This is a genomic window from Sphingomonas arvum (assembly GCF_026013565.1).
Taxonomy (GTDB): Bacteria; Pseudomonadota; Alphaproteobacteria; order Sphingomonadales; family Sphingomonadaceae; genus Sphingomicrobium; species Sphingomicrobium arvum.
The window spans coordinates 524,988-538,523 of record NZ_JAPDOB010000002.1 but is presented as its reverse complement, the minus strand read 5'-3'; the positions used below and the strand labels follow the sequence as shown (position 1 = coordinate 538,523).

At 67.9% G+C, this 13,536-nt stretch carries 16 protein-coding genes; 11 read left to right on the top strand and 5 right to left on the bottom strand.

The window, feature by feature from the left end; all coding sequences use genetic code 11:
• Window positions 1-60 precede the first annotated feature (60 nt).
• Genes OMW55_RS10125 through OMW55_RS10100 form a run of 6 tightly spaced genes read left to right on the top strand, consistent with a single transcriptional unit; the run spans window position 61 to window position 4,722 of the window.
• On the top strand, window positions 61-1,272 hold the full coding sequence (locus OMW55_RS10125) for a DUF445 domain-containing protein (protein WP_264882866.1): 1,212 nt from the start codon (window positions 61-63) through the stop codon (window positions 1,270-1,272).
• Window positions 1,269-2,039, top strand: a complete 771-nt coding sequence (locus OMW55_RS10120) for a GNAT family N-acetyltransferase (protein WP_264882864.1) — start codon at window positions 1,269-1,271, stop codon at window positions 2,037-2,039. Before OMW55_RS10125 ends, OMW55_RS10120 begins: the two co-directional genes overlap by 4 nt.
• Window positions 2,040-2,048: 9 nt before the next feature.
• Window positions 2,049-3,140, top strand: coding sequence for an RluA family pseudouridine synthase (locus OMW55_RS10115; RefSeq protein ID WP_264882862.1), 1,092 nt, complete (start codon window positions 2,049-2,051; stop codon window positions 3,138-3,140).
• Window positions 3,137-3,814: an HAD hydrolase-like protein gene (locus OMW55_RS10110; RefSeq protein WP_264882861.1), complete on the top strand. Its 678-nt coding sequence runs from the start codon at window positions 3,137-3,139 to the stop codon at window positions 3,812-3,814. Before OMW55_RS10115 ends, OMW55_RS10110 begins: the two co-directional genes overlap by 4 nt.
• Window positions 3,807-4,019 (top strand): hypothetical protein, encoded by a 213-nt coding sequence (locus OMW55_RS10105; protein ID WP_264882859.1) that lies wholly within the window; start codon window positions 3,807-3,809, stop codon window positions 4,017-4,019. Before OMW55_RS10110 ends, OMW55_RS10105 begins: the two co-directional genes overlap by 8 nt.
• Window positions 4,020-4,029: 10 nt before the next feature.
• Complete coding sequence (locus OMW55_RS10100; protein WP_264882857.1) at window positions 4,030-4,722, top strand: ATP12 family chaperone protein; 693 nt, start codon at window positions 4,030-4,032, stop codon at window positions 4,720-4,722.
• Here OMW55_RS10100 and gmk read toward each other — a convergent pair.
• Window positions 4,719-5,357 carry a guanylate kinase gene (gene gmk / locus OMW55_RS10095; RefSeq protein ID WP_264882855.1) on the bottom strand — a complete coding sequence of 213 codons (639 nt, stop codon included), beginning with the start codon at window positions 5,355-5,357 and terminating at the stop codon, window positions 4,719-4,721. The genes OMW55_RS10100 and gmk overlap by 4 nt on opposite strands.
• 107 nt (window positions 5,358-5,464) lie before the next feature.
• Here gmk and OMW55_RS10090 point away from each other — a divergent pair, with 107 nt between their 5' ends.
• The 3 genes from OMW55_RS10090 (at window position 5,465) to murA (ending at window position 7,980) form a co-directional block, all read left to right on the top strand.
• Entirely contained in the window at window positions 5,465-6,145 is a 681-nt protein-coding gene (locus OMW55_RS10090; RefSeq protein WP_264882853.1) for a phasin family protein, read from the top strand.
• A 153-nt stretch (window positions 6,146-6,298) separates the two neighbouring features.
• On the top strand, window positions 6,299-6,640 hold the full coding sequence (gene clpS, locus OMW55_RS10085) for an ATP-dependent Clp protease adapter ClpS (RefSeq protein ID WP_264883982.1): 342 nt from the start codon (window positions 6,299-6,301) through the stop codon (window positions 6,638-6,640).
• Window positions 6,641-6,696: 56 nt separating this feature from the next.
• On the top strand, window positions 6,697-7,980 hold the full coding sequence (gene murA / locus OMW55_RS10080; protein WP_264882852.1) for a UDP-N-acetylglucosamine 1-carboxyvinyltransferase: 1,284 nt from the start codon (window positions 6,697-6,699) through the stop codon (window positions 7,978-7,980).
• A 2-nt stretch (window positions 7,981-7,982) separates the two neighbouring features.
• On the opposite strand, the gene OMW55_RS10075 is transcribed toward murA, so the two are convergent.
• Genes OMW55_RS10075 through OMW55_RS10065 form a run of 3 tightly spaced genes read right to left on the bottom strand, consistent with a single transcriptional unit; the run spans window position 7,983 to window position 10,359 of the window.
• The gene (locus tag OMW55_RS10075; protein ID WP_264882851.1) at window positions 7,983-9,317 is read right to left on the bottom strand and encodes a metal-dependent hydrolase family protein; all 1,335 of its coding nucleotides are present in this window, start codon (window positions 9,315-9,317) and stop codon (window positions 7,983-7,985) included.
• A gap of 11 nt (window positions 9,318-9,328) precedes the next feature.
• Window positions 9,329-9,688 carry a ribose-phosphate pyrophosphokinase gene (locus OMW55_RS10070; RefSeq protein ID WP_264882849.1) on the bottom strand — a complete coding sequence of 120 codons (360 nt, stop codon included), beginning with the start codon at window positions 9,686-9,688 and terminating at the stop codon, window positions 9,329-9,331.
• Window positions 9,685-10,359: a DUF4893 domain-containing protein gene (locus OMW55_RS10065; RefSeq protein WP_264882848.1), complete on the bottom strand. Its 675-nt coding sequence runs from the start codon at window positions 10,357-10,359 to the stop codon at window positions 9,685-9,687. The genes OMW55_RS10070 and OMW55_RS10065 overlap by 4 nt, the downstream gene beginning before the upstream one ends.
• A 114-nt stretch (window positions 10,360-10,473) precedes the next feature.
• Here OMW55_RS10065 and rarD point away from each other — a divergent pair, with 114 nt between their 5' ends.
• Entirely contained in the window at window positions 10,474-11,400 is a 927-nt protein-coding gene (rarD, locus tag OMW55_RS10060; protein ID WP_264882846.1) for an EamA family transporter RarD, read from the top strand.
• Window positions 11,401-11,411: 11 nt separating this feature from the next.
• Window positions 11,412-11,633, top strand: coding sequence for a hypothetical protein (locus tag OMW55_RS10055; RefSeq protein ID WP_264882844.1), 222 nt, complete (start codon window positions 11,412-11,414; stop codon window positions 11,631-11,633).
• Here OMW55_RS10055 and OMW55_RS10050 read toward each other — a convergent pair.
• Complete coding sequence (locus tag OMW55_RS10050; RefSeq protein ID WP_264882843.1) at window positions 11,630-13,363, bottom strand: PHA/PHB synthase family protein; 1,734 nt, start codon at window positions 13,361-13,363, stop codon at window positions 11,630-11,632. The two genes, OMW55_RS10055 and OMW55_RS10050, sit on opposite strands and share 4 nt — an antisense overlap.
• Window positions 13,364-13,536: the final 173 nt, after the last annotated feature.

The following is a 13,536-nucleotide window of genomic DNA, read 5'->3' as shown; positions in this document are numbered from 1 at the left end:
GACCCGCCTGCCCGACGACCCTTGGCGCGCTTCAACCCCGTCCAACCGGGCGCCACGGGCATGAAGGTGGTTGCCACCGGCCTGCTGGTGGTCATGGCCGGGCTGTTCTTCGTCAGCCGGGCGCTCGAGCCGGGGCGGCCGTGGCTGGGCTTCGTCAAGGCGTTCGCCGAAGCGGCAATGGTCGGCGGGTTGGCCGACTGGTTCGCCGTGACGGCGCTGTTCCGCCACCCGCTCGGCCTGCCCATCCCGCACACGGCCATCATCCCGCGCAACAAGGACCGGATCGGCGATACGCTAGCCCAGTTCCTGAAGGACAATTTCCTGACCGCACGGGTGATCGCCCGGCGGATGCGCGGTCTGGACCTGGCCGGTGCTGCGGGGCGGTTCCTGCAGGCGCCGGTTGAGAGTGAAGGGCGCGCACTGCGCATCCGGCAGGGGGCGTCGCGGCTGATCGCCGACGTGTTCGAGAGCCTGGACGATGAGCGGCTCGGCGGCATCGTCAAAACCGCCATCTCCTCGCGGCTGCGCGCCGCCGAGGTCGCGCCGGTAATGGGCAGGGCGCTGGCATCAGCGATTGCCGAGGATCGGCACCTACCGCTGCTAGAGGCGGCGATCCGGGCGCTGGCCCGGACGCTGGACGCGAACGAGAGCCTAGTGCGTGAGCTGGTGCGCAAGCGGGCGAGCTGGATGCTGCGGCTGGCCGGGCTGGACGAAAAACTGGCCGACTCGATCATGGAAGGCCTGCGCAAGCTGACGGTGGAGATGAGCACGGACCCGGACCATCCGGTGCGGCAGAAGATCCAGGGGGCGCTGATTGATCTTGCCCGCGACCTGCAGGAGGACCCGGATACGCGAGCGCGGGTGGAGGGGTGGAAGAGCGACCTGCTCGCCAACACGTCGGTGGCGACCTGGCTGGACACCTTGTGGCAGAAGGGCCGGGCCGCGATCATCGCCGCCGCGCGCAACCCGGACGCGGTGCTGGCCGGGCGCTTGGGCGAGGTACTGCGCTCGATGGGCGGGACGCTGGAGCGGGACGAGCGCATTCGCGGCGCCGTGAACCAGTTCGCCCGGCGAGCGGCGGCCGGGATGGCGGCGAGCTATGGTAGTTCGATCGTCCGGCTGGTCAGCGATACGGTGCGCGGCTGGGACGCGCGGACCATCACCGCCCGGCTGGAATCGGCGGTCGGGCGCGATCTGCAATATATCCGGATCAACGGCACGCTGGTTGGTGGGCTGGTCGGATTGGTACTGCACGTGATCGACACGCTGTGACTCTGGACGCGGACCAGCTGGCGGAGCTGGCGGCTAACCGTGGGCTGAAGCTCAAACGGTCGCGGGTGCGCACGCCGGGCAAACCGGGTTACGGCTTGTTCGCACTGGTCGACGGGACGGGCGAGCCGGTGTTCGGCCTTGATGCTTCTGGTGCCCTCCAGGCGAGCGCCGAGGAGGTCGAGAGTCAACTGCGCGGATTGGAAAAGCATGATTGGGCGACCAGCCTGCGGGAGGCGGGAGGGACCGTTGCGGCCAAGCGCCGGAAGGCCAGGGCAGCGCCGGAGTTGGTCGCAGATCCTCCGCCCCCTCCCCCATCACCGCCCCCGCGCCCGCCCAAGCCGGTGCTGCGCGAAGCCAAGGGACGCGATTCGCAGCAACTCGCCGAACTGTTCGCCTTGCTGGGTCACGAGATTGCGACTGAGCGGGTGAGGGCCAACCTGGAGCTGCTCGCCAAGGCCGGCGAGCCGGTGCTGGTCATGGCGGACGGCGAGCAGGTGATCGGAGCCTGCGGTTACCATGCGACCCCGATGCCACACCGCGATCCGACAATCGGACGCATCACCGTGCTGGTGCTGACAGAAGGGGCGCGCGGGCGCGGACTGGGCCGGCAGCTGGTGGCCGAGGCGGAGCGGCGGCTGGCGCAGCTCGGCTGCGGGATCGTGGAGGTGACCAGCAACGACCGGCTGCGCGAGGCGCACGCCTTTTACCGCCACCTCGGCTACGAGCGCACGTCCATGCGCTTTGCGAAGGCGCTGCCGGAGCGCTAGGGCGCGTCGATGACCAGCGAAACACGCCAGTTCACCGTCGCCGAGGATGACGACGGCATCCGCCTGGACCGCTGGTTCAAGCGGCACATGCCGGACGTCAGCTTCAACATCGTGTCGCGCTGGGCGCGGACGGGGCAGTTGCGGCTGAACGGCGAGAAGGCGACCCCGGGCGACCGCATCGAAACCGGCCAGGTGATCCGCGTGCCGCCCGCCGAGGCTGCGCCGGCCCGCTCGGCGCGGCCGCAGCCCCGCCGCGACCCGTTGACGGAGGACGAGCGGGAATTCGTCCGCGAGATGGTGATCGAGCGGACCGCCGATGCCTTCGTGCTCAACAAGCCGCCAGGGTTGGCCACCCAGGGCGGGACCAAGACCAACCAGCATCTCGACCGTCTGCTCGATGGGCTGACCGATGATCCCGAGAGCCGGCCCAAGCTGGTCCACCGGCTGGACAAGGACACGAGCGGCGTCCTGCTGGTGGCGCGCTCGGCGCGGGCAGCGGCGTTCTTTTCCAAAAGCTTCTCGGGACGGACCGCGCGCAAGGTCTATTGGGCGCTGGTGATCGGCGTGCCCTCTGCTGACGAAGGGCTGATCGATGCGCCCCTAGCGAAGCAGCCGGGCACCGGCGGCGAGAAGATGCATGTCGCCGAGGACGGCCAAGCGGCCCGCACCCGTTGGCGTGTCGTCGACCGGGCCGGCAACCGCGCGGCGTGGATGGAGCTGCAGCCGCTGACGGGCCGCACGCACCAGTTGCGTGCGCACATGGCGCACATCGGGCACCCGATCGTCGGCGACGCGAAGTACGGCGGGGCGGACGCCTTCCTGACCGGCGGGATCAGCCGCAAGCTGCACCTGCACGCACGGCGGCTGCGGATCGATGCGCCGGGTGGCGTGATCGATGTCAGCGCCGAGCTGCCGGGGCACTTCGCCGAAAGCCTGGCGACACTCGGCTTTGATCCGATGGCCGGCGACATGATGCCGCTGGACCACAAGCCGGAGCCGACACGCGAGGCCCGCAAGAAGGCCGCCAACGCCGCGGCAAAAGACCGGCGCAAGGAGCGGCGCGGCGAACGGCGGTCCCGCGGAAGCGCGCCGCGCAAGTGAGCCGGCTGGTCATCTTCGATTGCGACGGGACGCTGGTCGACAGCGGGCACAGCATTCACCTGGCGCTGGGCGAGACGTTTGCCGAGCACGGGCGTCCCATACCGCCCCGAGACGTCGCGCGGCGGGTGATCGGCCTCAGCCTGGACGAGGCGTTCGCTTCTCTGGCGCCGGACGGGGATGGCGCCGAGCACCGCGTACTCAGCGCGACGTACCGCCGGGTGTTCGCGGCCCTCCGGGCTCGCGGCTCGGTCGAGGAGCCGTTGTTCGAAGGCATCGTGCCCCTGCTCGATGCACTGGAGGCGGACGGCTGGCTGCTGGCGGTCGCCACGGGCAAGTCGGACCGCGGACTGCACCATTGCCTTCAGGTCAACGGCCTTGGCGGACGGTTCGTGTCTCTGCAGACCGCAGACCGCCATCCGTCCAAGCCGCACCCCTCCATGGCCATGGAAGCGATGCTGGCGGCGGGAGCGGAGCCGGCGGACACGGTGGTGATCGGCGACACCGGCTGGGACATGGGCATGGCCAAGGCAGCGGGTGCAAAGGCGATGGGTGCCTTGTGGGGCTACCATGATGCGGCGGAGCTCAAGGTAGCCGGAGCCGACGTGCTGGTCGCCCGGCCGGCCGACGTTCATGGCGAGGTCCGGCGGTTGTTCGGCGAGGTGGAGCATGGCTGACGAAGCAGCGGAGAAGCGCAGCTTCCTGATCTTCGCGGTTTTGCGAATCAGCGGCGCGCTGCTGTTCATCGCGGGTGTGGCGATCACCTTTTCGGACCTGGTGCAGCCGCGCGGAGCGCCGTTCGCCGGCATCCCGCTGGCGACCCTGGGTCTGAGCGAAGCCTTGTTCGCGCCGCGGCTGGTACGCCGGCTGACCCGTTCCTAAGTCGTCGCCGATGAAACGTTTCTGGAAAGACGCCGCGCCGGTCGGGGACGGCGGTGGCTGGCGGGTGGAGCTGGACGGCCGGCCGCTACGGACCCCTGCCCGCGCGCTGTTGCTGGTCCCAACCGAACGGCTGGCAGAGCAGATCGCCGAGGAGTGGCGGACCAGCCCCGAGCAGGTCGATCCTCGGGCCATGCCATTGACCGGACTGGGTAACGCCGCGCTGGATCGGGTCGCCGCCGACAAGGACGCGTTCGCGGCGAGCCTGGCGCGGTACGGCGAAAGCGACCTGCTCACCTACCGCGCGGACTCGCCGGCGGCACTGGTGGAGCGGCAGGCCGCCGCGTGGGACCCGCTGCTGCAATGGGCGCGGCGGCGGTTCGACGTCGACTTCGTGGTAACGAGCGGGGTAAGCTTCGTGCCGCAAGCGCCCAACACCGTGGCGCGCCTCGCCCATGCGGTGGCGGCGCTTGACCCATTCCGCCTCGCTGCCTTGTCGCCGCTGGTGACGATCAGCGGCTCTCTGGTCGCAGCGCTGGCGGTGCTCGAAGGTGAGGTCCCTCCGGAGGAGGCCTGGTCGGCGGCGTCGGTCGACGAGGCTTGGCAGCTGGAGAAATGGGGCAGCGACGCGGAGGCTGAGCAGGCGCTCGAAAACCGGCGGCAAGACTTCCTGGCGGCGGCGCGGTTCCTGTCCCTGCTCGACTAGCGGCCGGTGACGAGGTCGCGGACGAAGGGAACCAGCCCGATCTGGCGCTGGCGCTTCATGCGCTCGGCAGCGACGATCGCCCGCACCTGCACCAGGCACGCGTCCATGTCCCGATTGATAAGGACGTAATCATATTCCGCCCAGTGGCTGATCTCGTTGGCGGCGCGGGCCATTCGATAGGCGACCACCTCCTCGCTGTCCGTCGCGCGGGCACGCAGACGGCGTTCCAGTTCGTCCATCGATGGGGGCAGGATGAAGATTCGGACCAAATCCTCGCCCATAGCGGCGTGCAGCTGCTGCGTGCCCTGCCAGTCAATGTCGAACAGGATGTCGCGGCCGGATTTAAGCGCGGCCTTCACCGGAGCCTTGGGCGTGCCATAGCGATGGTCGAAGACGGGCGCCCATTCCACGAAGTCACCGTCATCGATCATTGCGTCGAATTTGGCTTCCGACACGAAGTGGTAATCCACGTCGTCGACCTCGCCAGGACGCTTCGGACGCGTGGTGGCCGAAATCGACATGGTCACTTCGGGGTCGGCCTGCAGCAGCAATCGGGAGATGGTCGACTTGCCGGCTCCCGATGGTGAGGAGAGCACGATCAGCAGGCCGCGGCGCGTCCGGAGGGGCTGGTCCATGCGGACCTATGACGCGAGCCCACGACTGCCGTCAATGCTGCACCTGCGAAGAGGACTTGATTTGTTGTGCAGCGCACTATATTGTGCAGCGCAACAAAGGAAATGCCATGGACGAGCAGAACGACATCGCAATCAGCGCCGGCGAGGCCGAAGCGCACCATGAGGTGGTTGCCCAGCCTGAGGTCCTGGCCGAAGTTCGCAAGGTCAATGCGCGCCGGGTCAAGACCGAGCGCAAGCCGCGGGCGCGCAAGGCGGTGAATACCGCCGCTCCGATCGACATCAACACGACCGCCGAGGCGGTTCAAACCAAGGAACCGTTCATGAACTACGATCCTGCCAACTGGATGAATGCTTTCGCTTCGGTGCCCGGCGCCGACAAGTTCCAGACCCTGTTCGCCGATGCTTCCGAGCGCGGCCAGCAGCTGACGGAGAAGTCGCAGAAGGTTGCCGGCGAGATGGTCGAGCTGACCCGCGCCAACGTCGAGGCTCTCGTCGAGACCGGCAAGATCGCCGCCGCCGGCGCGCAGACGCTGGGCCAGGAAGCGATGACCCGGACCCGCGAGACCCTGGAGCAGACCGCGCAGCAGGTGCGCAGCCTGGCCCAGGCCGGTTCGCCGACCGAGTTCTTCCAGCTGCAGGGCGAGATCGCCCGCACCCAGTTCGACCGCATGGTTGCCGACGGCAGCCGTTTTGCCGAGTCGATGGTGAAGCTGGCCGGCGAGGCCTTCCAGCCGATCTCGACCCGCACCGCGCTGAACGTCGAGAAGCTGAACGAGCTCACTGCCTGATAACTCCTCCTCCTGTCAGGCCAGTGGCGGCCGCTCCCCTGTCGGGAGCGGCCGCTTTCTTTTTGCGCCAGAGCGGGCGCAACGGCGACGGTGCGGGTTGGCAAGCGTCCGGCCGGTGCCATATCAAGGACAGGCATGATCCAGCGCGTATCCATGGGCCCCGAGGACGATGCTCCCGGTCGGGGCGACGGCATTGAGGAAATCGAGCGCGGCGTGGCCGTGCGCACCCGGCCGCGCACCCGCAAGCCCAGCAACTACAAAGTGTTGATGCTGAACGATGATTACACTCCGATGGAGTTCGTCGTGCTGGTGCTGCAGCGTTACTTCTCGATGAGCATCGAGGATGCGACCCGGGTCATGCTGCAGGTCCACCAGCAGGGCGTCGCCGTGTGTGGCGTCTTCACCTATGAAGTAGCAGAAACCAAGGTCAGCCAGGTGATCGACTTCGCTCGCGAGAACCAGCACCCGCTTCAGTGCACGCTGGAAAAGGCTTAGCTCTCAACATCACGGCGCTTGCTTGCGCCGTCGCAACGAAAGCCTAAACGCCCGCCATGGACTCGATTCTCATCCAGGGTGGCCGCCGTCTGGACGGCGCCATCCCGATCTCTGGCGCCAAGAACGCCGCCCTGACCCTGCTGCCTTGCGCGCTGCTCACTTCGGACGAGCTGACGCTGACCAATCTGCCGCGCCTGGCGGACGTCGACAGCTTCGGCCACCTGATGAACATGCTGGGCGTGTCGACCAAAGTCGACGCGATGCGCCCGGGCGAGTTCGGGCGGCGGATGACCCTGCAGGCGAGGGAGATCACCTCCACCGTCGCACCGTACGACATGGTGCGCCGAATGCGGGCGTCGATCCTGGTGCTGGGGCCGATGCTGGCCCGCGCCGGCGAGGCCACCGTGTCCCTGCCCGGCGGCTGTGCCATCGGTGACCGGCCGATCGACCTGCACCTCAAGGCGCTCGAAGCGATGGGCGCCGAGATCGAGATCGCGGCGGGCTATGTGAAGGCGAGTGCGCCCAAGGGCCGGATCAGCGGCGGCGAGTTCAGCTTTCCGGTCGTCTCGGTCGGAGCGACCGAGAATGCGCTGATGACCGCCGTGCTGGCGACTGGCCGGACCCAGCTGTTCAATGCCGCGCGCGAGCCCGAAATCGTCGACCTGTGCAACCTGCTGGTCGCCATGGGCGCGAGAATCGAGGGGATCGGCTCGTCGCACTTGATCATCGACGGCGTCGAGGGTCTGAACGGCTGCACCTATGCCGTCATGCCCGACCGGATCGAGGCGGGCAGCTACGCATGCGCCGCCGGCATCACGGGCGGATCGATCGACCTGGTCGGCGCCCGGCCTGAGGACATGCTGGCGACCACCAACGCGCTGGCGCACGCCGGGCTGATCGTCGAGCTGCACGACAAGGGGATCAAGGTGACCGCGGACGGCGGCATGCGGCCGCTGGCGTTGTCGACTGCGCCCTTCCCGGGCTTCGCCACTGACATGCAGGCGCAGTTCATGGCCATGCTATGCCGCGCCAATGGGGAGAGCTTCCTCGAGGAGACGATCTTCGAGAACCGCTATATGCACGTCCCCGAGCTTCGCCGCATGGGCGCGGAAATCGACGTGCGCGGGCGGTCGGCCATTGTCCACGGCGTGCCCAAGCTGACCGGCGCCAGCGTGATGGCGACCGACCTTCGCGCCTCCATGAGCCTGGTGCTGGCCGGCCTCGCCGCCGAGGGCGAGACCGAGGTGCTGCGCGTCTACCATCTCGACCGCGGCTACGAGCGGCTGGAAGAGAAACTGAGCGCGGTCGGTGCGGTGATCGAGCGGCGCTCGGCCGGCTAGGCTTACTCGATCTCGGTGACCTGCTTGGCTCCGCCGAGCTTCGCCACCTTGCCCCACTTCATCACGAAGCCGACATTCTCCAGGCTGCGGATGTCAGCTAGCGGGTCGCCGTCCACCGCAACGATGTCGGCGTCCTTACCAGCTTCTATCGTGCCGACCTGGTCGGAGCGGCCGAGCAGGTCGGCGGCGTTGACCGTCGCGGCCCTGATCGCGGCCATCGGCTGCATGCCGTTCTTGACCATCAGCGCGAACTCCTGCGCGTTCTGGCCGTGCGGGCTCACCGCGCTGTCCGTGCCGAAGGCGATCTTCACCCCCTCTCGGATCGCGCGGGCGAAGCTGCGCTCGGCGTTGCCAGCGGCCTGGCGAGCCTTTTCGAACTGGGCCGGCGTGAGCGCCCCTCGCTGACCGTCCTTAAACGCGGCGGCGGGCGCCATCAGCGTTGGGACGTAGTAAGCGCCCGTCTGCTTGTAGAGGCGGAAGGTCTCGTCGTTGGTGAACGTGCCGTGCTCGATCGAGTCGGCGCCGGCCTTGAGCGCGGCGTTGATGCCGTCGCTGCCATGCGCGTGGACCGCGACCTTGCGCCCGAACATATGTGCCGTCTGCACGATGGCGCGCATCTCGTCATCCATCATCTGTTGAGCGAGCCCGCCCGCGACGTTGCTGAGGACCCCGCCGGTTGCGGCGAACTTGATGACCTCGGCGCCTTGGCCGATCTGTTCGCGGACTGCACGGCGGCAGTCGTCAGGGCCGTTGCACAGGTTGCCGATCTGGTGCTCGGCGATCTCGCCCTGGTCGCGGTTGACGAGGTTGCGGCCGTCGCCGTGACCACCGCTGACCGAGATCATGCGGGCGGCCATGACCACCGTCGGACCGGCGAAGCGGCCGCTGTCGATGGCGGCCTTCAAGGCACGCACGGCCGCCGGATCGCCGCCAAGGTCCCGCACGGTGGTGAAGCCGGCCAGCAGGGTCTTGCGAGCGTTGACGAGCGCCGCGACTTCCTCGTCCTCGTCGTTGCGGGTGGCGGCGGTGAGCCGTGCCTGCAACCGGTCGTCGAGGCCGATCAGGTGCACGTGCATGTCGATGAAGCCGGGCATCACCGTGCTCCCCCGCAGTTCCACGACGCGGGCGCCAGGCAGACCGACGAAGCCATCGCGAACCTCCGCAATCTTCCGGCCGCGCACGATCACCGAGGCATTCCGGCGAGGCGCCTGGCCCGGCACGGCGATGAGTGTTCCGGCGTGAATGACGGTGACCGGCTCAGGCGCGGGCTGCGTCTGGGCGATGGCGGGAGCGGCGGCAAAGGCTGCGGCGGCGAGGCTGGCGTGGCGAAGCTTCATGGGACGGCAGCTTAGTTGCCGTTTCGCGCCTGCCAATAGTCAAAGGCTTGACGCTGAAGCCGATCGATCAGCTGGTGCGCTGCCGGGCCGGTCCATTCGCCGGTAAAGCGGTGCTTTTCCCAGCTGCCGGTCCACCACCCTTGGCCGGGGAGGCCGTCCGACTGGCGGACGACCAGCACCGCCAATTCCGGTTCGCCGGCCGCTTCGGCCGCTTCGTCCACCGCGGCGAGGGTCTTGCAGAGCGCGCGCATCTTGGGACGGGTGAACCGGTGACCGAGACGTTCCAGCACCTCGCTGTAGGTCAGCGCCGTGCCGGCCGTCGCGGCAGCGAGCAGGTGGGCGCGGACCTCCTGCGGGTCGGCCACCCTCACGAGGTGGCGGGCTGGTTGGCGACCGGCGTTAGTTCGATTACGTCGAGCTTGGCGTCGGCCCGCGGCCAGGGAATTACCAACCGCCAGCGGAACGGACCGATCCGTTCCAGCACGCCGGCCATGTCGCGGGCCGGGTCCTCGCCATAGGCCTTCGGCTGGTCCTCGTTGCCGAGCGCCAGGCTGCCGAGGAACACCAGGCGCGAGGCGTTGTCGTCCTCCCACAGGCGGCCCGCCGGACGCTGGCTGCCGGTCTGCTTGACGATGGTAAGAAGGTCGTCCTCAACCTCCACGTAGCAGAAGAAAGGCTTGAACTTCTCGAAGGCGCGCCCCCTGGCCGTGGTGCGGCCGAGACGAACCATGCGGCACTGGTAGCTGCCGGGAGTGGGCGACGGGCGGGCGAGCCCGGCATCCGGGCGGAGCAGGTCGCCCTCAGCACCGATGTCGCGGCGAGCACCGGCGGACCGGGCTTCAGCCAGCGCCTGATCCCAGGCAGCTCCGAGGCGCTTGATGCGGTCCGCGTCGGCCTGGTTGGCCAAGCGCCGCCAGGCGTCGCCGCGGGTCGGCGTTTCCTGCACGACGGTGGGCGCGGCAGGGACCTGGCGTCCTCTAGGCGAGGCGCAACCGCCGAGAAGGGCGATGGTCACGAGGCCAATGATACGAAGACGCGGCACGACACTTCCTTGAACAGCCAGTGCGCGGCGGGCGCAAGCTGGGCCGAATGTGGTGTCGGCGTAATGGTTAACAAATCCTTTCATTCGCGGCGGACCTTGGGCTAGCCGCGCCGGATGGAGCAAAAGGTCGTGGAACGGGCGGGCGCTGAAGCGCGGACAGGATTGGCGCTGGGCATCGCGGCCTATGCCAGCTGGGGGCTGCTGCCGATCTATTTCAAATTGCTGGCGAGCGTTCCGTCGGTCGCAATCGTCGCGCACCGGGTCTGCTGGTCGATCCTGTTCATGGGCGTGCTGTTGCTGGTGCTCGGCGGCGCGGGCCAGGTGCGGGCGGCGTTGAAGCAGCGACGGACGGTGCGGTTGCTGCTGCTGACGTCGGTGCTGATCGCAATCAACTGGCTGCTGTACGTCTATGCGATCAACAGCGGGCACATCCTGGCCGGGAGCCTCGGCTACTACCTTAATCCGCTGGCGAACATTCTGCTCGGCTATTTCGTGCTGAAGGAACCGCTCAGCCGCGTGCAGTGGGTTGCGGTCGGCATCGCTGCGGTCGGGGTGGCGGTGCTGGCGGTCGGGGCGCTGTCGCACCTGTGGATCAGCCTGGTGCTGTGCGTCAGCTTCGCCAGCTATGGCCTGCTGAGGAAGATCGCCGAGGTCGAGGCGACGGCCGGACTGGCGATCGAGACGGCGCTGCTGTTCCCGTTTGCGCTGACCTGGTTGTGGTGGTCGGCCAGTAGCGGCGCGGCGGTATGGGGTGACGGCAGCGGACGAGTGACCGCCCTGCTGGTCGGCACCGGGATCGCGTCCACCCTGCCCCTGCTGTTCTTTACCGCCGCGGCGCGGCGGCTCCGCTATTCAACGCTGGGCATCCTGCAGTTCATCGCGCCGACGCTGCAGTTCCTGCTGGCGGTGCTGGTCTATGGCGAGCCGTTCACCCTGCCCCACGCAGTCGCGTTCGGGGCGATCTGGACAGCGGCGGTGCTGTACCTCATCTCCTCCCTGCGCTCGGCGCGAGCCCCGCATTGCGAGACGGTGCCGGAGTAAGGAGAAGCCGCTTGTTCAACCTCGTCTCACTCCTGATCGGCCTCGTCGGCCTGGTACTGGTAGCGGTGGCGTTCCTGCCGCTGCTCGGCTGGGCGAACTGGCTGATCCTTCCGGTTGCGATCATCGGCGCCGGGATCGGGCAGCTCGGCAATGGCAAGTCGGGCCGCAACCTGTGCATCGTGGTGATCGTGATCGGCGTGCTGCGGCTGATGCTGGGCGGCGGGATCCTCTAGCGGGTCCTTACATAGCGCCCGGGGGCATCCTCGATCGCTTTCAGCTTGCCGCCGCCGGGTTGGCGGGCGCCGGTGGCCGGGACTTCGCTCGGGTCTTGGCTGCGCAACCAGCTTAGCCAATCGGGCCACCAGCTGCCCTTGTGCTCAGTCGCGCCCTCGACGAATTCGTCGAGGCTGGCGACCTCCCCTTCGTTGACCCAATACTGGTACTTGCCCGCGCTCGGCGGGTTCACCACGCCTGCGATGTGGCCGGAGCCGGCGAGCACGAAGCGCTTGGGCCCGCGGAAGTGGTCCATGATCTTCCACACGCTTTCGGGTGGGGCGATATGGTCCTCGCGACCCGCCTGAATGAAGCAGGGCGTTTCGACCTGCGTCAGGTCGATAGGCGTGCCGGCGACGCTGATTCCGCCGCACTCCGCCAGCTTGTTTCCTTCGTAGAGGGTCTCGAGATAGTTGCGGTGCCAGCCGGCGGGCAGGTTGGTGACGTCGCTGTTCCAGTGGAGCAGGTCGAAGGGCGCAGGCTCCTCCCCCAGCATGTAATTGTTGACCACATAGTTCCAGATGAGGTCGCGGCCGCGCAGCAGGTTGAAGGTGGCCGCCATGTAGCGGCCGTCCAGTGTGCCGCTGTCCGCCGTGAGCTGGTCGAGCAGAGCCATGGTCTCGTCGCCCAAGAACAACTTGAGGTCGCCGGCGTGGGCGAAGTCGACCTGGGCGGTGAAGAAGGTCGCCGACTTCACCTTGGCGGCTTCGCCCTTGGCGGCTAGGTAGGCGAGCGTCGCGGCCAGCGTAGTGCCGGCGACACAATAACCGATGACGTGGGCGCTCTCGACCCCGAGCAGGTCGCGCACGGTGTCGATCGCGTCGATCTGGCCGCGTAGCACATAGTCGTCGAGCCCAGTATCCTTGAGGCTCTCGTCGGCCGATTTCCAGCTGACCATGAACAGGGAGATGCCCTGTTCGACGCACCAGCGGACGAAACTCTTCTCCGGCGTCAGGTCGAGGATGTAGAAGCGGTTGATCCATGGCGGGAAGATGATCAGCGGCGTGGTCAGCACCTTGTCGGTCACCGGCGTATATTGGATCAGCTGGTAGAGCGGCGTTTCCTTGATCACCTTGCCGGGCGTGGTGGCGAGGTTGCGGCCAACCTCGAACGCACCCTTGGCGGTTTGCGTCAGCTGCCCAGCCCTGATGTCGTCGAGCATGTGGCGGAGGCCGGCGAGGAGGTTGTCGCCGCGCGTGTCGAGCGTCTTCTTGAGCACCTGCGGGTTGGTCAGGGCGAAGTTGGACGGGCTCATGGCGTCGACGAACGCTTTCGTCGCGAAGCGGAGGCGCTGGTGAGCGGCTTCGTCCAACCCCTCGACCGTCTCCACCCCCTTCAAGAGCTGGTCGGAGATGGCGAGGTAGCTCTGGCGGATGGTGTCGAACACCGGGTTGTCGTGCCATTCGGGGGCGGCAAACCGCTTGTCCTTCTTTTCCGCCGCGGCTTGGGTCTGCTCAAGGAGTTGGCCCCAGGCCTGCAGGCCCTTGCTCCACGCCTCCGCGCCGGCGGTGAGGAAGGCCATCGGGTCGGCTTGGATCGCGGCGGGCTTGACGCCGGGCACGGGCTCACCGGCCTTGAGGCTCTCGGCCCAGGTCTCCATCAGCATCTGCTGGGCGCGGCCCATGACCAGGGTCCAGTGCTGCCAATCTTCAAGGGTCGGAAAGGTCGGGGTTGCCGTGTCGCTGCTCATGCCCGGGAGCTTAGCATGGCGGAGCGGCCAAGGGAGCCGCGCACATGAAAAAGGAGGAGTGTCCATTTTGTCCACTTCACTTGTGAGCTCCGACCAGGGTCGAAGTGGTCACGGCGCGGGCGGCGGCGGTGGGCCATAGCTCCGCCATGCCGCAGGCAGGCGGCCGTAGGACA